The 19,477-nt window shown below is 69.9% G+C and carries 17 protein-coding genes; 4 read left to right on the plus strand and 13 right to left on the minus strand.

Annotated features, from left to right (window positions below):
• Window positions 1-7: 7 nt before the first annotated feature.
• Window positions 8-2,041, minus strand: coding sequence for a M3 family metallopeptidase (locus GZH52_RS11455; protein ID WP_163316602.1), 2,034 nt, complete (start codon window positions 2,039-2,041; stop codon window positions 8-10).
• Window positions 2,042-2,111: 70 nt separating this feature from the next.
• On the opposite strand from GZH52_RS11455, the gene GZH52_RS11460 reads away from it, so the two are divergent.
• Entirely contained in the window at window positions 2,112-2,669 is a 558-nt protein-coding gene (locus tag GZH52_RS11460; RefSeq protein ID WP_163316603.1) for a gamma carbonic anhydrase family protein, read from the plus strand.
• Window positions 2,670-2,727: 58 nt separating this feature from the next.
• Window positions 2,728-4,371, plus strand: a complete 1,644-nt coding sequence (locus GZH52_RS11465; RefSeq protein ID WP_163316604.1) for a methyl-accepting chemotaxis protein — start codon at window positions 2,728-2,730, stop codon at window positions 4,369-4,371.
• On the opposite strand, the gene tpx is transcribed toward GZH52_RS11465, so the two are convergent.
• The 9 genes from tpx to GZH52_RS11510 all read right to left on the minus strand — a co-directional run bounded on the left by tpx (window position 4,344) and on the right by GZH52_RS11510 (window position 14,923).
• Entirely contained in the window at window positions 4,344-4,838 is a 495-nt protein-coding gene (tpx, locus tag GZH52_RS11470) for a thiol peroxidase (protein WP_163316605.1), read from the minus strand. The genes GZH52_RS11465 and tpx overlap by 28 nt on opposite strands.
• A 150-nt stretch (window positions 4,839-4,988) precedes the next feature.
• The gene (locus GZH52_RS11475) at window positions 4,989-5,378 is read right to left on the minus strand and encodes a carboxymuconolactone decarboxylase family protein (RefSeq protein WP_163316606.1); all 390 of its coding nucleotides are present in this window, start codon (window positions 5,376-5,378) and stop codon (window positions 4,989-4,991) included.
• A gap of 17 nt (window positions 5,379-5,395) precedes the next feature.
• Window positions 5,396-6,295 carry a DMT family transporter gene (locus GZH52_RS11480; protein ID WP_163316607.1) on the minus strand — a complete coding sequence of 300 codons (900 nt, stop codon included), beginning with the start codon at window positions 6,293-6,295 and terminating at the stop codon, window positions 5,396-5,398.
• 58 nt (window positions 6,296-6,353) lie between these two features.
• Window positions 6,354-7,790, minus strand: coding sequence for a high affinity choline transporter 1 (locus GZH52_RS11485; protein ID WP_163316608.1), 1,437 nt, complete (start codon window positions 7,788-7,790; stop codon window positions 6,354-6,356).
• A 237-nt stretch (window positions 7,791-8,027) separates the two neighbouring features.
• Entirely contained in the window at window positions 8,028-8,867 is an 840-nt protein-coding gene (locus tag GZH52_RS11490; RefSeq protein ID WP_163316609.1) for an MBL fold metallo-hydrolase, read from the minus strand.
• A 76-nt stretch (window positions 8,868-8,943) separates the two neighbouring features.
• Entirely contained in the window at window positions 8,944-10,149 is a 1,206-nt protein-coding gene (locus GZH52_RS11495) for a hypothetical protein (RefSeq protein ID WP_163316610.1), read from the minus strand.
• A 10-nt stretch (window positions 10,150-10,159) separates the two neighbouring features.
• A complete protein-coding gene (locus tag GZH52_RS11500) occupies window positions 10,160-12,958 on the minus strand; it encodes an AAA family ATPase (protein ID WP_163316611.1) in 2,799 nt (932 codons plus the stop codon).
• Window positions 12,958-13,653 (minus strand): hypothetical protein, encoded by a 696-nt coding sequence (locus tag GZH52_RS11505; protein WP_239058109.1) that lies wholly within the window; start codon window positions 13,651-13,653, stop codon window positions 12,958-12,960. The genes GZH52_RS11500 and GZH52_RS11505 overlap by 1 nt, the downstream gene beginning before the upstream one ends.
• The gene (locus GZH52_RS11510; RefSeq protein ID WP_163316612.1) at window positions 13,643-14,923 is read right to left on the minus strand and encodes a hypothetical protein; all 1,281 of its coding nucleotides are present in this window, start codon (window positions 14,921-14,923) and stop codon (window positions 13,643-13,645) included. Before GZH52_RS11510 ends, GZH52_RS11505 begins: the two co-directional genes overlap by 11 nt.
• Before the next feature lie 160 nt (window positions 14,924-15,083).
• On the opposite strand from GZH52_RS11510, the gene GZH52_RS11515 reads away from it, so the two are divergent.
• Together GZH52_RS11515 and GZH52_RS11520 are read left to right on the plus strand one after the other, a co-directional pair.
• A complete protein-coding gene (locus GZH52_RS11515; protein WP_163316613.1) occupies window positions 15,084-16,334 on the plus strand; it encodes a response regulator in 1,251 nt (416 codons plus the stop codon).
• Between the two features lie 25 nt (window positions 16,335-16,359).
• On the plus strand, window positions 16,360-16,695 hold the full coding sequence (locus GZH52_RS11520; RefSeq protein ID WP_163316614.1) for a hypothetical protein: 336 nt from the start codon (window positions 16,360-16,362) through the stop codon (window positions 16,693-16,695).
• Window positions 16,696-16,701: 6 nt separating this feature from the next.
• On the opposite strand, the gene GZH52_RS11525 is transcribed toward GZH52_RS11520, so the two are convergent.
• The 3 genes from GZH52_RS11525 to GZH52_RS11535 are packed head-to-tail and all read right to left on the minus strand — an operon-like array spanning window position 16,702 to window position 19,453.
• On the minus strand, window positions 16,702-16,968 hold the full coding sequence (locus tag GZH52_RS11525) for a FeoC-like transcriptional regulator (protein ID WP_163316615.1): 267 nt from the start codon (window positions 16,966-16,968) through the stop codon (window positions 16,702-16,704).
• The gene (gene feoB / locus GZH52_RS11530; RefSeq protein ID WP_163316616.1) at window positions 16,944-19,217 is read right to left on the minus strand and encodes a Fe(2+) transporter permease subunit FeoB; all 2,274 of its coding nucleotides are present in this window, start codon (window positions 19,215-19,217) and stop codon (window positions 16,944-16,946) included. The genes GZH52_RS11525 and feoB overlap by 25 nt, the downstream gene beginning before the upstream one ends.
• Complete coding sequence (locus GZH52_RS11535; protein ID WP_136552761.1) at window positions 19,214-19,453, minus strand: FeoA family protein; 240 nt, start codon at window positions 19,451-19,453, stop codon at window positions 19,214-19,216. The genes feoB and GZH52_RS11535 overlap by 4 nt, the downstream gene beginning before the upstream one ends.
• Window positions 19,454-19,477 lie beyond the last annotated feature (24 nt).

Raw genomic sequence — 19,477 nt, forward strand, 5'->3', positions numbered from 1 at the left:
GCCTGGCTTAATGCACGGCCTCGACCATGCCGCCGTGGCGCAGCAGCGCGTCGATCTCAGGGTCGCGGCCGCGGAAGGCGCGGAACGACTCGAGCGCCGGGCGCGAGCCGCCCACCGCCAGGATCTCGTTCCAGAAGCGCGCGCCGGTTTCCGGGTTGGCGCCGCCGGCTTCCTCGAACGCAGCGTACGCGTCGGCGGACAGCACCTCGGCCCACTTGTAGCTGTAGTAGCCGGCCGCGTAACCGCCGCCGAAGATATGGCTGAAGGTATTCGGGAAGCGGTTGTACGCCGGCGGGCGATTGACCGCCACCTCGTCGCGCACTGCCTCCAGCAGCGCCATCCAGTCGCCGTCCGGGTCCATCTGGTGGTACATCAGCATGTCAAACAGCGAGAACTCGAGCTGGCGCACCGTCATCATGCCGTTCTGGAAGTTCTTGGCGGCGATCATCTTGTCGTACAGCGCCTTGGGCAGCGGCTCGCCGCTGTCCACATGCGCGGTCATCCCCTGCAGCACGTCCCACTCCCAGCAGAAGTTCTCCATGAACTGGCTGGGCAGTTCGACCGCGTCCCATTCGACGCCGGAAATCCCCGATACGCCCAGCTCGTCGACGCGGGTGAGCAGGTGGTGCAGGCCGTGGCCGAACTCGTGGAACAGCGTGATCACCTCGTCGTGGGTGAACAGCGCGGGCTTGTCGCCGACCGGGCGCGTGAAGTTGCAGGTAAGGAAGGCCACCGGCTTTTGCACCGTACCGCCCTTGGCGCGGCGGCCGAACACGTCGGCCATCCACGCGCCGGGGCGCTTGCCTTCGCGTGCGTAGAGGTCGAGGTAGAAGCCGCCGATGAGCTCTCCATCCTTCACGATCTCGAAGTAGCGCACATCGTCGTGCCACACCGGTGCGTCGGCCTTGCGGATATCGACGCCGTACAGCGTGCGCACCACGCCGAACAGGCCTTCGAGCACGCGCCCTTCCGGGAAGTACTGGCGCAGCTCCTCGTCGGAGAAGGCGTAGCGCGCCTGGCGCAGCTTCTCGCTGGCGTAGGCGATGTCCCACGCCTCGAGCGTGTTAAGCCCCAGCGACTCGCGCGCGAACGCTTCCAGCGCCTGGCGGTCGGCGACCGCGTAAGGCTTGGCACGGCGGGCGAGGTCGCGCAGGAAGGCGATCACCTGCTCGGGCGATTCGGCCATCTTGGTCGCCAGCGACAGCTCGGCGTACGAGGCGAACCCCAGCAGCTGCGCTTCTTCGCGCGCCAGTTTCAGCTTCTCGCGCATGATGGGGGTGTTGTCCTGCGCCGCCGGGCCGAATTCGGACGCGCGCTTGGCGTACGCCTCGTACACCTCGGCGCGCAGCGCGCGGCTGTCGGCGTACTGCATCACCGGGAAGTAACACGGGAACTGCAGCGTCAGTTTGAAGCCCTCCTTGCCGTCGGCTGCGGCCATCGCGGCGAACATCGCGCGCGCGTCGTCCGGCACGCCGGCAAGCTCTGCTTCATCGGCAATGATTTTCACCCAGGCGTCGGTCGCGTCCTGCACGTTCTCGCTGAACTTGGCCGACAGCTCGGACATCCGGGTCGACACCTCGACGTAGCGCGCCTTCTTTTCATCCGGCAGCTCGGCGCCGGACAGGCGAAAATCGCGCAGGCCGTGCTCGACGACGGTGCGCCGCGCCTGCGGCCACGCGGCAAAGTCCGGCAGTGCGGCCAGCGCCTGGTACTTGGCGAACAATTCGAGGTTCTGCCCAAGCTCGGTGCCGAACAGCGTGACCTTGGGCAAGGCCGCGTTGAACGCGTCGCGCATGCCTTCCATATTGAGCACGCTGTTGAGGTGGTAGACGGCGTTCCAGGCGATACCCAGCCGCTCGGTGGCGTCGGTCAGCGGGCCTTCGACGTTGTCCCAGCTCGGCGCCTCCGGGTTGGCGGTGACGCGGGCCACGGCGGCACGCGCCTCGTCCAGCAGCTGGTCGATGGCGGGAGCGACATGCTCGGCACGGATCTCGTTGAAACGCGGCAGGCCGGTGAAGTCGAGCAGCGGGTTGTCTTTCATCGTTTTGTCATCCTTGGTCGGGGCTCGCCTGTATCATAGGCGCGGATAAGCGACAGATGAGGACAAGACCATGAATCACAATATCCGTGCCTTCGACGGCGTCTCCCCGGTCGTCGACCCGACCGCGTGGGTCGACCCGGCCGCAGTCGTGATCGGCGAGGTGGCGCTGGCCGCGCGCGCGTCGGTATGGCCGTGCGCGGTGGTGCGCGGCGACGTCAACCGCATCACCATCGGCGAGGCGAGCAATGTGCAGGACTTCGCGATGCTGCACGTCAGCCACAAGAAGGCGGACGACCCAGAAGGCGCGCCGCTCACCATCGGCCGCCGGGTGACCATTGGCCACCACGTGACGCTGCACGGCTGCACCATCGAGGACGAATGCCTGATCGGCATCGGCACCATCGTGCTCGACCGCGCGCATATCGAGAAGCACGTGCTGGTCGGCGCCGGCTCGCTGGTGCCGCCGGGCAAGCGGCTGGAGTCCGGCCACCTGTATCTGGGCAACCCGGTGAAGAAGGTGCGGCCGTTAAGCGCCGAGGAGATCGCCTACTTCGCGTACTCGGCCGAGCACTACGTGCGGCTGATGGGCAAACACCGCGTGAGCCTGGCCGAAGATGACATGACATAAAACGGCAACAGACGCCGTTTAAGCTGCTGCCGTCCAGTTTCCCGAACGGTAGCCGTCCATGACCATCAGCCAGCGCCTGTGGGCGTCCGTCGTGTTCACCCTGCTGTGCCTGCTCGCGGTCGTCGCCGTCAGCGCGTCGCTGCTTGGCGCGTCGGTCGACGACCTGAAATCCCAGCGCCGGCATCAGGACGCGGTCACCGCGCTTTACGCACTCAAGGGCGAGGCGCTGTCGCTCGCGCGCGCCGACCCCCTGCTCGACGACACTGCACGCCGCCTCGAGCGCGCCGACATGGCGTTCAGGCAGACGCTGCCGCTGGTCGAGGCGGCGCTGCCGGCCGAGAGCCGGCCCGCGTTCACGCAAGCCGTCCACAAGAACTGGCAGGCCTACCAAGCCCAGCTTGCCTCGGCGATCCGCATCGCCGCCGACGCCCCGGAAGACGCGCTGGCGATCCCACAGGCCGCGTACGACAGCTTCCTCGTGCCGCTGGTCGCCGCGCTCGACGCCGAAACCGCCCGCCGCCAGCAGCAACAGCGCAGCGAAGGCGAACGCGTCACCGCCTTGCTCGAACGCATGCAGTATCTGGTGCTCGGCCCGCTCGCGCTCGCCGGCTGCGCGATCCTCCTCGCACAGGGCCTGTTGGCGCGCTGGCTGAAAGCCCGGCTCGCCGCGATCGACCGCGCCGCTGCCGCGCTCGCCGACGGCTGGCTGTCGGCCCGCCTGCCCGAAACCGGCCGCGACGAACTGAGTCACACCGCGCAGGGCGTCAACCGCTTCCTCGACAAGCTTGCCACCCTGCTCGAACGGGTGCGCCGCCAGGCCGAACAGGGCGCCGAGGAGAGCGCGCGCGTCGGTGAACTGGCGCGTCAGGCGATCGCCATCAGCGAGGCGCAGGCCGAGGCGGCCGAGGGGTCGCGCGAAGCCGCCGGCCGCGTCGACACTGCGGCCACCGGCATCGCGCGCCACCTGCAAGTGATCGAGGCCGGCACCGCCGACGTCGCCCGCCGCAGCGCCAGCGCGCGCGCCGCCTGCGAAGACGGTGCGCGCAAGATGAGCGAGCTGCTCGGCCGCGTCGACAGCGCGAGCGCCAATATGGCAGAGCTAGGCCGCGCCAGCGGCGAGATCCGCAGCGTCAGCACGCTGATCCGCGACATCGCCGACCAGACCAACCTGCTCGCGCTGAACGCCGCGATCGAGGCGGCGCGCGCCGGCGAGGCCGGCCGCGGCTTCGCGGTGGTCGCCGACGAGGTGAGGAAACTGGCCGAGCGCACCCGCGACGCCACTTGCGGCATCGCGGGTGCGCTGGAAGAAATCGAGACGGTCTCCGCGGCACTTGGCGGCACGCTGGGCGCCGCCGCTGCGACCGGCGCCGACAGCCGGCAAGCGCAGCAGGCGCAGGCCGACACCCTGGCCGCGGTGGACGCCGCGCTGGCCGAAGCCACCGCCAAGGTCGCCTACATCGGCGAGGCGGCCGAAGAGCAGGAGGCGAGCGGCCGACAGATCGTCGAGCGCAGCGAGCACCTCGCCCTGCAGGCCGGCGACATCGCCGGCCATCTTGCCCGCATCGCCCCGCTGCTCGAACAGCTCGACCGCGCGTCCGGCGCGCTGCTGGCCGAACTTGGCTGGTTCAGGCTGGACGCGCCGCCCGGGCAGGCGGACGCGGCCAGCCGCCCCGTTTACAGCACCGCCAGCGCCGCAGCGTAGTCGGGCTCGTCGCCCACTTCGCCGACCAACTGGCTGTACAGCACCCGGTCGTCTTCGCCGAGCACCACCACCGCGCGCGCGCACAGGCCGACCAGCGGGCCGCTGGCGAACTCGACGCCCCAATCCTTGCGGAACTCGGGGTGGCGGAAGGTCGACAGGTTGACGACGCCGTCGATGCCCTCGGCGCCGCAGAAACGCTTCTGCGCGAACGGCAAATCGGCCGAGATGCACAGCACGGTCACGCCGTCGCGCCCGGCGGCCTGCTCGTTGAACTTGCGCACCGACAGCGCGCAGGTCGGCGTGTCGACGCTCGGGAAGATGTTGAGGATCTTCTTGCCGGCGAAGCTTGCGAGCGTGACCTCGGAGAGGTCGGCACCGGTCAGCGTCAACGCCGGCGCGCTCGCGCCGACGGCCGGCAACTGGCCGGCCACTTCGACCGGGTTGCCGCGCAGGGTGATGGTAGGCATGGGCTCTGCTCCTTGTGGATGGACGCACCATCGTGCGCTACATGCCATGGAGATTCAACCACACGCACTGTAGGGTGGGTTAGGCCGCAGGCCGTAACCCACCGGCTATCCGACATCTACTCACGCCACCTCGCACGACCTTACGCCCCCCTACTCCACCATCTCCAGCCCCATCTCCGCCATCAGCTCGCGGGCGACGCGAAAGCCCTCGACCGCCGCCGGCGCACCGCCGTAGACGCCGGCGTGCAGCAGCACCTCGCGGATCTCGGTGAGGCTGGCGCCGTTGTTCAGCGCGCCGCGCAGGTGCCCCTTGAGTTCGGTGCTGCGCCCGAGCACGGCGAGCATCGCGCAGGTCAGCAGGCTGCGCGTCTTGAGGTCGATGCCGCCGCGCTGCCAGGTGCTGCCCCACGCGTGCTCGTTCACCCAGTCCTGCAGGGGCTGCGAGAAGGCGTCGGCGCCGCCCATCGCGCGCGCGACAAACGCCTCCCCCATCACCCGCGTGCGCATCTCAAGGCCCGCCTGCTTGTCCTGTTCGCTCATGTTGTTCTCCCTATGGTTCAACGGTTCGCCCGCGCGGCCAGCCACACGCCGGTCAGGATCAGCGCGAAGCCCATGGCGTGGTAGGCGCGGAAGGCCTCGCCCAGGAACACCACCGACAGCAGCGCGCCGAACATCGGCATCAGGTGGATGAAGCTGCCGGCGCGCGCGGCGCCGACGCGGGCGACCCCGAGGTTGTAAAAGTAGTAGGCGGCGACCGACGGCAGGGTGCCGACGTAGGCGAAGGTGACGAGGGTGGTCGCGTTCAGCGGCGCGCGCGCGCCGGACGCGAACTCAAACAGGAAAAAAGGCGCGATCGCGCACAGGCCGATCGCCACCAGCACGGTGAGCAGGCCCAGCCGGTTGAGCGTGGCCGGCAGGCCGCGCAGCAACAGCGTATACAGCGCCCACGCGACCATCGCGCCGAACACGATCAGGTCGCCGTGGTTGATCTCCAGCCGCATCAGCCGCAGCGGGTCGCCATGCGCGACGATCGCGAGCACGCCGACGAACGACAGCGCGATCGCCGCCAGCTGCCGCGCACCGGCCTTCATGCCGAAGAACAGCGCGCCCAGAAGCACGATCAGGATGGGAATGAAGGAATTCATCAGCACCGCGTTGGTCGCGGTGGTCGACTGCACGCCCAGATAAACCAGCGAATTGAAGCCGGCGATGCCGAGTACACCCAGCAGCACCAGGCGCCGCCAGTGCGGCAGCCACAGCGCGCGCTCGCGCCAAGCGGGGCCTGCACCGAAGGGCAGCAGCACCAAGAGCGCGATCGCCCAGCGGGCGAAGGACAGGGTCAAGGGCGGGATGCTGGCGTGCGTCGCGCGGGCGAGCACGAAGTTGCCCGACCAGAACAGCGTGGTCAGGATCAGCAGCAGGTAGGCGGAAGTCTGGGCAGGGCGCGGGGTCGTCATCCCCCGACCTTGCCATGCCATTTAAATGGAGGCAAGTCAGGGGAAACCACGGGCAGGCTCAGTGCACGGCGGCGTGGTCGGCCGCGCGGTTGGCGACGCGTTGCGGTGCGAGCGAGCCGACGATCATGCCAAAGAGGCTCATCAGGAAGCCGACCAGTTGCGGCGGCCAGAACGCGTCGTCGGTGTAGGTGAGTTCGAGCGACACCCACGAGATCACCCCCAGCGCGATCGCGCACAGCGCGCCCTGGGTAGTCGCACGGCGCCAGAACACGCCGGCGATCAGTGGCACCGACGCGGCGACCAGGGTTACCTTGTACGCGTTGCCGACCATCTCGTAGATGCTGGCGTCCGACAGCAACGCGAACGCCGTGGTCGAGATCGCGGCGACCACGATGGAGATCCGCATCGCGCGCATGAACTGGCGGTCGGTCATCCGCGGCATCAGGTGCTTGAGCACGTTCTCGGTGAAGGTGACCGAAGGCGCCATCAGCGTGCCCGACGCGGTCGACATGATCGCCGAGAGCAGCGCGCCGAAGAACAGCGCCTGCGCGAACAGCGGCGTCTTGTCGAGGATCAGCGTCGGCAGGATCATCTGCGGGTCGACCTCGCCCACCCGCGCGACCATCTCGGGTTCGATCAGCGAGGCGGCGTAGGTGAGGAAGATCGGCAGCATGCAAAAGCACAGGTAGAACATCGCGCCCAGGATGGTGCCGCGCTGGGCGACCTGCTCGCTCTTGGCCGACATCACGCGCTGGTAGATGTCCTGCTGCGGAATCGACCCCAGCATCATGGTGATCGCGGCGCCGATGAAGGCGACGACGGTCCTGGGTTCGGTGTCGTGCAGGAAGGTCAGCTTGCCCGCGCTTGCCGCGTGCGAGACCACCGCGACGGGGCCGCCGGCCATGCCGCCGATCAGCCACACCAGGTACAAGAGGCCGATCACGATGATCGACATCTGCAAAAAATCGGTGAACGCGACCGACAGCATGCCGCCCATCAGCGTATACACCAGCACGATGCCCGCGCCGATCAGCGTGCCCTGAGTGGTGCTGATCGCACCGTCGGAGAGCACGTTGAACACCACGCCCAGCGCGGTCATCTGCGCGGCGATCCAGCCGAGGTAGGACAGGATGATGACGATGCTGGTCAGCGCCTCGACCAGCGGACCGTAGCGCTTGCGGAAGAAGTCGCCGATGGTCAGCAAGTTCATCCGGTACAGGCGGCGCGCGAAGAACACGCCGACCAGCATCAGGCAGGCGAACGAGCCGAACGGGTCTTCGACGATGCCGCCGAAGCCCTCCGCGAGGAAGGTCGACGGGATGCCGAGGATGGCCTCGGAGCCGAACCAGGTGGCGAACACCATCGCGGTCACCACCGGCAACGGCATGCTCGAACCGGCGGTGGCAAAGTCTTTGGAGTTCTTGACCCGAGTGGACGCGTACACGCCCACACCCATGGTCAGCAGAAGATAGAGTACGACGAAGCCGATCAGCATGGCGCGGGGTCTCCACCCGTTTTTTGTAAGGCGGCCGATTATCCGCCATACGGGGGGCAGGCCAAAGCGGCAAGGCAAAAAAAAATCGGTCCGGCGCCGGATCAGCCACCTGCGCGGGTCGACGGGCCGCCGCCTGCGCCTTGTCTGACAAGGTTTGCGCACGCAAACGGCCTAAATATGCAAATGTTTAACACTCGTCAAATATGTTAAACAAATACAACACTGCCCGCGCCCAAGCTACAGCTTAGCCGCCTCGACGCCGTAACGCCCCTTGCCGTCGCGGAACACGCGGCCGGCGGCCACTTCGGGGTCGTGCGTGAAGAAGAGCGCGCCTTCGCGTGCGAGCAGGCCGTCCAGCAAGGCCTGCTTCTCGTCGATCAGTTGCTCCGGGTAGCGGTCGTAGCCCATGGTGATCGGCACGTGCACCCACGGCACGCCGGGGATCAGGTCGGCGGCGAACACCAGCGGCCCACTGGCGGACGGCAACTCGGCCAGCAGCATGCCCGGCGTGTGGCCGTGCGAGACATGGAAGCGCCAGTCCTCTGGCAGGCAGTCCGGCGTCTCGCCGTCGGTCAGCACCAGGCGGCTACTCGCCGCGAGCAGCGCGTTCAGTTCGGGGATGAACGACGCGCGGTCGCGCGGGTGCGGCGCGTTCGCCCGCGCCCACGCCTCGCGCGAGACCACCACCTTGGCGTTCGGGAACAGCAGGCGGGCCGGGCCGCCGTCCCACGCGGCGAGCAGGCCGCCGGCGTGGTCGAAATGCAGGTGCGAGATCACCACCACGTCGATGTCGGCGTCGGTCAGGCCTTGCGCGGCGAGCGCACCCAGCAGCACATGCTCCGCCTCGACCACGCCGAAGCGCTCGCGCAGCTCGGGCGGGAAGAACGCGCCGATGCCGGTCTCCAGCAGGATGCGGCGGCCGTCAGCGGTTTCGGCGAGCAGGCAGCGGCAGGCGAGCGGTACCCGGTGCGCGTCGTCGGGTATCAGGTAGCGCGACCACAGCGCGCGCGGGGCGTTGCCGAACATCGCGCCGCCGTCGAGGCGCTGCGAGTTGCCGGTCAGGGCGATCAGCTTCATCGGAGTTCCTTCGCAATCAGGACAAAGACCCCATTATCGGCACCGCCACCGGATATGCAAATGGCAATTCAGGTGATCACCCCGCCTCGAACAGCACCTCCTGGCCGAGCCAGTAGCCGGTCTCGTCCAGTTGCGCGGCAAGCGTCGCCAGCGCCGCCGGCAGGGACCGCGCGGCGAGGCGCGCGAGCGCGGCACGGGAGGCTTCGTCCAGCGGCTGCCCGGCCTGCTGCAGCACGACGGTCGGCGCGGCCATCTGCCACGGCTGCCACGGGCAACCCGCCGCGCCGGCGAGCGCGCCGATGTCCAACGCGAGCGCCATGCCGGCGGGCGACAGGTCGCAGGCGACCTGAACCGGCACCCGCAAGGCGCCGAACAGCGCGGCGAGCGCGCGGCGCCAGGCAGGCGGCGGCGCCGCCGGCACGCACAGCGTCAGCGCCGCGTCGCCCTCCATGCCCAGCCGCCCGAACACCGCAAGCTGCTGGACCACGCGGATCGCCTCGACGCGCCCGTCGGCGCGGGTGACGGCCGCGAGCAGGTCCGGCGCGAGCGCCGCGCCGGGTGCGAGCAGCCGCCGCGACGCCAGGCATTCCGCGCCGTCCCACAAGGAGACGGGCCCGGCGACAAACAGGTGCGGGCCATGCGGGCCGACCCCGCACGCGGCCAGTTCGACGCCGGCCTCGGCCAGCCACGCGCGGTCGGCGTCGCCGAAGGCGCGGCTGCGCCCGAGCGCGTGGCGCGAGAAGTCGCGCTCGCTGCCCCAGCGTCCGGCCGCGAGCCAGTCGTCGAGCGTGCGGGCAATCGCGAGCCGTCGCTCGAGTGTAGCCGCCGGCAAGCCTTGCAGCAGCGTCGCCGCCAGCGGTGCAAGCGCTGCCGCGCGCGGCTGCCAGCCGCGCCACAGCTCGACCACCTCCTCGTCGGCACCGGGCTCGGCCGCGATGCCGCACAGCGCGCGCAGGCCGTAGCTGTCCAGCCACTCGACCCAACACGGCTCGAAGCCGCCAGCGTGGCCGCCCTCCGCCGACAACTGCAGCTCGACCCGGCACCAGCCCGCCTCCAAGAGGCGTGCGAGCAAGGCTTCGCCCGCCGCACCGCCACACAGCGCCTGCCAGCGCACCCGGCTGCCGCGCGCCTCAAGCCAGCGCGCGAGCAAGCCGCGCTCGGCGTCCGACAGCGCCAAGGGCTGTGGCGCGAGCAGGGGGTCGAGCGCGAGGTTGCGTCCGCGCACACCCAAGGGGCTCTGCGCGACGCGCCGCTTGTCGATGCGGGTAAGCCAGCCTGTCATGTACGCCCCCTTACGCGTCCAGCCTGCGGCGCGCCTGCAGGATGGGCGGCGCCCAGATCTCGCCCGGGCGTTTCTTGCGCGTCGCCAGCGTCAAATCGGACGGCGCGAAGATGTTGATGTTGTGGGTGTTCGGCGTGGTGATCAGGTACTGCGCCTCGGTCGCCTTCAAGAAGCCCGCGACGCGGTCGATGTTGAAGATGTCGAGGTGGGCGAACGGCTCGTCGATGAACACGAAGCCCGACGGGTTCGCCTCGTCCATCATCAGGCCGATCAGCAGGATCAGCGACTTCATCACCTGCTGGCCGCCAGAACCCTCGCCGTCGTTCATGCCCGTCATGCCCTTGTGGTCGAAGTCGAAGCGCAACACCAGCCCGGCCTGCGCGAGCACGGTGTCGTCGTTGGAGAGCTGCGGCAGCTCGACCTCGACGCCGATGCCGGCGAGCTCGCCCAGCCGCTTCACGTTCTTGCCGTAAGCGCGCACCGTCGCCTTGAGCTTGTTGATATACGCGCCGCGCGCATCGTCGGTCAGCGTGGCCGCGCGCGCCAGTTCCCCCTCGCGCCGGATGCGCTCGCCCTCCAGCTGCGCCATGTCGTCGGCGAGCTTGTTCCTGAGCTCGAGCACCGTCGGGTCGGTCTCCCAGTCGCCGGCGGCAAGCCGCTCTTCCAGGTAGGCAATCTCGTGGCGCACCTCGGCGGCCGACTCGAAACGCTCCTCGAGCGCGGCCACACACTCCGGCGCGCACACGCCCGCGGGCAGCTTGCCCTGCCACTGCCGCGCGTCGGCGGTCAGGCGGCGGATCTGCCGGCGCGCGAGCGCCACTTCGGCGCCCCGCTGCTCGATGCGCGCGAGGCTCTCGTGCTCGCGCTGGCAGACGCGGTCGTGCGCGAGGCGCGCGTCGGCGAAGCGCGCCTCGGCGGCGTCCTTGTCGGCAGCAGCTTCGGCAAGCTTAGCGCCCTGGCGCGCGGCCTCTTCGCGCAGGCCCGCCAGTTGCGCGTCGAGCGCGGCGAACTCCTCGGCACGCGCATCGAGCATGCGGATCGCGTCCATCCCGCCCAGGTACTCTGCGAGCGCCGCTGCCTCGCGCTGCAACTCGGCATGGCGCGCCTCGGCGTCCAGAATCTCGCGGTTGAGGGCAGTCAACTGCTGCGACAGCGCGGCCTGGCTTGCCTGGCGCGCCGCCTCGCCGAACGCGTAGTCGTGCGCCGGCACGCCGATATGGCGCGCGCCGCGCCGCTCGCGGTAGTAGCCGTCGCGGGTGATCCAGTCGCCGTCGACGCTGGCGCCCTCGCGCGCGTCCTCGACGCGGGCCACCCGGTTCAGCTGCTGGGAGAGCCACGAGGGCACTGGCCCTGCCAAACGCACCACCTCGGCGAGGCTGCCCGCGCGCGCACGCGGCGCGTCCTCGCAGTCGGGCGCAATGAAGTGGCGGTAACGCAGCTTCTCGCCGATCGCCCACGCCTCGCGGCGGTCGGCCGGGTTGCCCAGCAACACCACGTGGCGCGAAGGGCGCAGCAGCGCCTCGACCGCACCCTGCCACGCCGGGTCGGTCACCTCGACGAGGTCCGACAGCATCGCGTGGCGGATGCCCGCTTCGTCCAGCGCGGCACGCATCGCGCGCACGTCTTCCGGCGCGCGCGCGCGGCCGGCCTCCAGCGCCGACAGCCGTTCGCCCAGCGCGCGCCGTGTCTGTTGCTTGTCGCGCAGCGCGTCGCGCAACTGCGCGGCTTCGGCGCGCAAGGCGGCGAGCTTGCCCGAGAGCGCCGCGGCGTCGTCGCCGTACGCGCTGTCGGAGAGCGCCTGCAGGCGGTCGCGTTCCTTCAGCCGCCCTTCCACTTCCTTCACCGCGTCGCGTGCGGCCATGAAGGCCTGCTGCACGGCGCCGCGGCGCGCCTCGGCGCTGTCGCGCGCCGCCTGCGCGCTCTGTTCGGCCGCATTCAGCGTCGCCATCAGCGCGAGCGTGCCGCGCTGCTCGTCGCGCGCCTTGCCAAGCGCCGAGAGCGACACGCGGTAGCCCTGCCAGCGCTCGGCGAGCTCGCTGCGGGTGTCCAGCCACGACAGCACCGGCAGCGCCTCGTCCTGCAGCACGCGGATCGAATCCTGCAGCCGCCGCCATTCGAGGTGGCGGTCGGCGCGCAAGCGCATCGCCTCGACGCGCACCGACTGCTGCTCAAGCTGGGCGGACAGCGCCGTGAGTTCGGCCTCGGTCGCCTTCTGCTCCTCGCGTGCACGCTGGTAGTTGACCAGCACGTCCTTGTCGCCGAACACCTGGAACACCAGGTCCAGCAGCTGGCGCGGCGAGTATTCGGTCAGCTTGTCGGTGTCGCCCTGTTCGAGCGCCAGCACCTCGCCGACCGCCGCGGTCAGCCCGGCCGCCTCCAGGCGCCGCCGGTACTCGTGCACGCCCAGCCACTGCGCGGACGCTTCCAGCGCCTCGAGCGGCGCGTCGCCCTCGAGCACCGCGTAGTGGCGTACCCAGTCGCCGCCCTGCTTCTTGATGCGGCACACCAGCGTGACTTCCGGCGCGGTCAGCGGGAAGAACGGCGTCGGGTACAGGCCGCCGTCCAGCCGGCGCGGGTTGTCGACCACGCCGCGCAGGTAGGCGAACGGCTCGCGGTTGTTGCGCACGTAGCGCTTGTAGTCGCGCTTGCCCGAGCACTTGATCGCCAAGAGCGTGCGCAGGGCGTCGAGCAAGGTGGTCTTGCCCGAACCGTTGGGGCCGATGATGGTGACGATCTGCGCGTCCAGCGGCACCGTCAGCCGCTGCCAGTAGTCCCAGTGCACCATCTCGACCGATTTCATCTGGAACATCAGGCGTCCTCCGTTTGCCCGGCGGGCGTGGGTTCAGGCTCGGCCGCAGCGGCGTCCGCCGGCTGGCCGCGCCGCTGCGAGAGCAGGTCGGCCAGCGCACCCTCGATGATGCGCGGCGCCATCTGGCTGTAGTCGATCAGCACGTCGAGCAGCGGCCCCTCTTCGATCCACTTATTGCGGCGGGTGACGAAGCCGAGGTTGGCCAGCCGGCCCAGGTTGGCGGAAAAACGGGTGCGTCCGCCCAGCTGGCGGCCGAAGTCGGCGTACAGCGCGTCCTCGGACACGCCGCACGATACCGCCTCGCCGGTGGCGAGCGGCTTCAGCGCGCCGAACATGTCTGACTGCCCCTCGCGGCCGGCCTCGACGCGGGCGATCTGCCGCTCGCGCTTGGGCAGGATGATCAGCGCCCACAGTACGACCAACAATGCGACGCCGTCGCGCGGCAGGCCCAGCGTATTGTTCTGCCAGGTCTCGCCGGCGCCGAACACCGGCTCGCCCATCTCGGGCGCGAGCGCGAGCGCGACATGCTCGGCATAAGGGTTTTCGACGAGGCGCAGGCCGGTGCCGGCCAGACGCTCGTCCAGCTCGGCGCGGAACGCCTCGTCCATCAGCGCGCGGCGCACCAGCGGGTCTGCGCGCGGCAGCACGCGCTGGGCCAAGAGGCGCGCGCACAGGGTTTTCAGTTCAGTGTCCATCTTGGGGGATCCGGCTAAGGGTGGCGTCGGAGAGGCGGGCCACCTCGGGGTGTTCGGGCTCGGTCACGCCCAGGCCGCCGGTAAGCATCAGCGGCAGGCGGGCGAGCTGGGCGACGATGCTGTCGTCGCCGCGCATGTCGGGGTCGCCCAATAGCGACAACAGCGACAAGCGGTACGCGGTCTCGTCGTAGCTGCCGGCGAGCACCGCGCGGTCGATCGGGAGGTCGGTCTCGCCGGCCATGCCGAGCGTCGCCAGCACGTCGTACATCGCCTCGGCTTCCAGCAGGCGCTCGATCTCGGGTGCGCCGCTCACCGGCGCGCTGGTACTGCCTGGCAGCACCGCGTCGCCGGCACGCGCGCGTTCGCGCGCGATCAGTTCGTACTCGGCGACGTCCGCCAGCTCCGGCGTCGACAGGAAGGCCGGCTCCGGCGCGAAGGCGAGCGCGCCGGCTGCCAGCTTGCAAAGCTGGCCCTGCTGGCGGTGGCGCAGCCAGTCGGCGATATCGGTCGAGGTGAGCCCGGAGATTCCCAGGTGCACGCGCTGCGCGGCCAGTTGCGCGAGGCGCCGCTCGAAGGTGCCGGCCAGCGCGAGCATGCGGCTTTGCGCGAGCGCGACCGCCTGCGCCTGCGCCAGTTGCGCGAGCGTCAGCGTCTCGTCGGCGGTCAGGCCGCGCACCACCTCGGTGCTCTTGGCGACCCAGCGCCACACGGCCTCCAGCCGGTGCTGCGCCGCGCGGATGCGGAACTCGGATTGCGACTCGAGCGCGTCCTCGAACTCGCAGGTCAGCTCGTTCAGGCGGGCGAGCAGGTGGGCGAGCGCGTCGTCCGACAACTGGCCGACCGCCTGCCCGGCGGCGACCTGGCTGGTGAGGTAGCCCAGTTCGACGTCGTCGCCGGCGAAGTCGACCATGGTCGACAAGGCCGACAGCGCGACGCGCGCCCCCTCGGACAGCTGCCACAGGCCGGCGTCGCCGTCCCACTGCAGCAGGCCGCCGTCCTTCAGGCGGGCGAGCACGGTGGAGAGTTTGGTGTCGTTCAGGTAGGCGAAGCGCTGCGCGATCTCCTGCGGGCTCCAGCGCGGCGCGTCGGCGCGCGCGCCCAGTTCGCGCAGTACCAGCAGGCGCACCAGCACCTCCTCGTCGCCGCCGCGGAACAGGGTGACGAACACCGACAGCATCGGCCACGCGCCGGTCAGCCGGGACACCAGCGGCAACGCGGCGGGGTCGACGTCTTCGCGGAAAAATTCAGAGAGCGCAAGCAAGGCGGGCATCCGGGTCGCGGGCAAAGCCGCCATTGTCCAAGGCGGCGGGTGGCAGCGTCAACGCGACACGGCAGCCACTGCAGGCATTCGTGCGACACCCACCGGCTTTTCATGCGTTTTCATGACCGGAGGGTTATGCTGTGAGCCTTTTGCTCCGGAGACCATCGCGATGCCCGCCGCCGACATCCTGCTGATCGAAGACAGCCCGAGCGTGCTGCGCCCGCTGACGCGCGTGGTCGAACAAGGCGGCTACCGCGCGCATACCGCAGAGAGCCGGGCGGCGCTGCAGGCGAGGCTGGCCGCCGGCCTGCGCCCGCTGGCCGCCGTGCTCGACTACTGCCTGCCCGACGCGCCGGAAGGCGAGGCGCTCGCCGACCTGATCGCCGCCGGCATCCCGACGCTGGTGCTGACCGCGCGCAACGACGCGGCGACCCGCGAGCGGGTGATGGCGCAACCGGTGGTCGACTACGTCCCCAAGGACATGCCCGGCGCGCTCGAATACGTGGCGATGCTGCTGCGCCGCCTGGACCGCAACCGCGCGCTCTTCGCGCTGGTGGTCGACGACTCGCGCACCGTGCGCCAGCACCTGAAGCAGTTGCTGGAGCGCTACCAGTTCCGCGTGCTGCTCGCCGGCGACGCCGACGAGGCGATCCGCGCGCTCGCCGCCGAACCGGCGATCCGCCTGGTGCTGGTCGACCAGGACATGCCGGGCATGGACGGCATCGCGCTGACCCACCGCATCCGCCGCGCGTACGGACGCGACCGCCTGGCGATCATCGGCATCTCCGGCGCTTCCGACAGCACGACGACCGCACGCTTCATCAAGGCCGGCGCCGACGACTTCCTGAAAAAGCCGTTCAACGCCGAAGAGTTCCACTGCCGGATCACCCACAACATCGAGTTCCTGGAGAACATGGAGGCGCTGGTGCGCGCGGCGAACCACGACCCGCTGACCGGGCTGCCCAACCGGCGCGCCTTCTTCGCGGCCAGCGAACAGGTCGGCCAGCCCTATTGCGTCGCCATGCTCGACGTCGACCACTTCAAGTCGGTCAACGACCGCTACGGCCACGACGGCGGCGACCGCGCGCTGACGCTGCTGGCCGACCAGTTGTGCGAGCACTTCCCGGACGAGACCTGCGCCCGGCTGGGCGGCGAGGAGTTTGCCGTGATCTTCGCGTCGGCAGACATCCGGGCTGTCCACGCACGGCTGGACGCGTTCCGCACGGCGCTGGCCAGCCAGGTGCTGAACGTGCGGGGACGCCCGCTGCGGGTCACCGTCAGCGTCGGCGTGTCGGATGCCCGTGCAGACGGCATCGGCGGCAAGCTTGCGCAGGCGGACGAACGCCTGTACCGCGCGAAGACGGGCGGGCGCAACCGGGTCGTCTCGCTTGACGGGACGGACGCGGCGGTCGCAGGCTGAGCGTTTTTCCGCCCAGGAGCCTTCCATGAAACGCATCTGCTGTGTGCTGGCCCTCGCGCTGCCCCTTGTCGCGCAGGCTGCGCCGAGCTGGCAATCGTCGATGAGCACGCCGGTGATCGAACTGGGGGTACGCGACAAGTACGGCGAATTGGGCGACTACACCGCCCGCTTCGAGGTGAGCGGTCCGAACGGCCTGAAACTGGCCAGGGACCTGCGCGTGAAGGCCGGGGAATTCGGCTACCTGACCTTCCCGCGCGACTTCGGCCAGGGCGCCGAATACGCGGCGCCCGGCCATTACCGCTGGCGGGTCGTCGTCGATGGCCGCCAGGTGGTCGGCGGCCGTTTCAGTTACGAATACTGAGCGGCCCTACACCACGCGCAAGGGGATGACCGCTCGTACGGGCGTCTCCTGCCAGCGGTAGACGCGGCAGTCGTCGCTGGCGCAACCGCTGCAGCCACCGCCGCACGATGCGCCGCTGACTGCCACCTTGCCCTTGCGCACCCAAGTCTGAAGCATCGGCTCGACAGCCGACGCAGGCAGCCCCATCAACGCGGCCGCCTCGGCGAGCGTCAGCGCCGGCCGCGCGCGCAGGAGGTCGCGCAGCCGGGTCAGCACGAGCAGCCCTTCGAGCAACAACTGCCCTCGGCAACCGGCACAGCGGCCGGCGCCCCGCGCTCGCCGAAGCGGCGCAGCAGCCAGAAACCCAGCGCGAGCAGCGCAAGCACCCCGCCGATCCACCCTGCCGCTGCGGCCGGCGCGCTGCTGAGGCGCGACGCCTGGTAGGTGATGGTCGCCGCGCTCCACGCGATTGCAAAGCACCACACGCCGACCGCCAGCGCCCAGCGCCCGCCCGCCTCGCGCACCACCGCGCCCAGCGCGGCCACGCACGGCGTATAAAGCAGGATGAACACCATATAGGCGAGGGCGGCCGAAGCACTGCCGAAGCGCGCCTGCATCTGGCCGAAGGTGGTCGCGTCGACCCCCTGCTCCTCGGCCACCGCCTCGCGGTCGCTCAGGTCGCCGACCGACAGGCCGAGCGGGTCGGTCACCGCCGACGCGAGACCCAGGAAATTGTCGCGCACGCTCGCCACTGCGTCGGAGAGACCGGACAGCGGGTCGTAGCCGGCGTCCTGCGGCTCGTCACCCGCATGGGCACGGGCGAGGCTGCCGTACAGCGAGTCGAGCGTGCCGACTACTGCCTCCTTGGCGAAAATGCCGGTAAACAGGCCGACCGTCGCCGGCCAGTTCTCTGCATTCACCCCCATCGGCGAGAACGCCGGCGTCAGCGCGCGGCCGGTCGCGGAGAGCACCGACGCCTCGCTGTCTTCGTTGCCGAAGCTGCCGTCGGTGCCCAGCGAGTTGAACAGCGACAGCACCATCACCACCAGCACGATGGTCTTACCGGCGCGCACGATAAAGCCGTGCAGGCGGTGCCAGCTGTGCGTGAGCATGCCGCGCAGAGTCGGCAGCCGGTAAGGCGGCAACTCCATCACGAAGGGGGACGCCTCGCCGGCAAGCACGCTGTGCTTCATCGCGAAACCGGTCAGCACCGCGACCGCGATGCCGAGCAGGTAGAGCGCGAACACCACGTTCTGCCCGTCCTGCGGGAAGAACACCGCGGCGAACATCACGTACACCGGCAAGCGCGCGCCGCACGACATGAACGGCATCATCATGATCGCGGTCAGCCGGTCGCGCGACGAGTCGAGCGTGCGGGTGCCCATGATCGCCGGCACGTTGCAGCCGAAGCCGACCAGCATCGGCACGAAGGCCTTGCCCGGCAAGCCGATCGCGCGCATCGCGCGGTCGACCACCACCGCCGCGCGCGCAAGGTAGCCCGAGTCTTCCATGAACGAAAGACACAGGAACATCGCGGCGACTACCGGGATGAAGGTCGACACCGTCTGGATGCCGCCGCCGATGCCGTTCGACACCAGCGCGGTCAGCCACGCCGGCGCGCCGGCCCCCTCGAGCAGGTGCGCGCTGCCGTCGACCAGCAAGGTGCCGGTCGCGATGTCGAAGAAGTCGATGAACACCGCGCCCAGGTTGATCGCGAACAGGAACATCAGATACATCGCGCCGAGGAACAGCGGCACGCCGCTGACGCGGCCGAGCGCCCAGCGGTCGATCTTCGCGGTCAGCGTCTTGCTCGCCACATGCGCGCGCTCAAGCACCCGCGCGCACAGCGCGTCGATCGCGTCGTAGCGGCTGCTGGCCAGCACGATGTCGGCGTCTTCGCCCGCCGGCAGCGGCGCGTCCGGCGCACGTCCGTCCAGGACGCGCGCGCACAGTTCGGCACGGCTGACGCCGGGCTCGGCCGCCTGGCGGGCGGCGACCCAGTGTTCCAGACTGCCTGCGAGCGTCGGCTGTGGGTCGGGCAGCTGAGGTGCGGCGGCGCCCGCTTCGATCGACTCGGCCACCGCGTCGACGCCGCGGCCGCGGCTGGCGGACACCGCCAGCACCGGACAGCCGAGCGCCGCTTGCAAGGCTTCCAGGTCGACCGTGTGGCCGCCCTCTTCCAGCGCGTCGATCATGTTGAGCACGACCAGCATCGGCCGGCCGAGGTCGAGCAACTGGAAAGTCAGGAACAGGTTGCGCTGCAGGTTGGCTGCGTCGACCACGTTGACGATCAGCGCGTCATTGCCGGCAAGCAGGTAGTCGCGCGCGATGCGCTCGTCCTCGGACACGCCGACCTCGCCCGCCTCGATCGAGTAGGTGCCGGGCAGATCGACCACCTCGACATTGCAGCCCTTGAGGCGGCCACTCTTGCGCTCGACGGTGACGCCCGGCCAGTTGCCGACCTTCTGGCGGGAGCCGGTCAGCGCGTTGAACAGCGTGGTCTTGCCGCAGTTGGGGTTGCCGATCAGGCAGACGCTGTTCATGCGCGCACCTCGACTTCGATAGCGGCCGCTTCTGCGCGGCGCAGGCACAAGGAGAAACCGCGCAGCGACAGTTCGAGCGGGTCGCCCAGCGGCGCGACGCGCACCACCTCGAGCGCGCAGCCGGGGGTGAGCCCCATCGCCAGCAACTTGCGCCTGAACGGCGCTGCGGCCTGCGTCAACGCACGCACCACCGCCTTTTGTCCCGGTGCCAGATTCCCCAGATGCGTCTGCTGCATGATTCATCCCAATAGGCAAATAAC

The sequence above is a fragment of the Crenobacter caeni genome, assembly GCF_010435965.1.
Lineage (GTDB): Bacteria > Pseudomonadota > Gammaproteobacteria > Burkholderiales > Chromobacteriaceae > Craterilacuibacter > Craterilacuibacter caeni.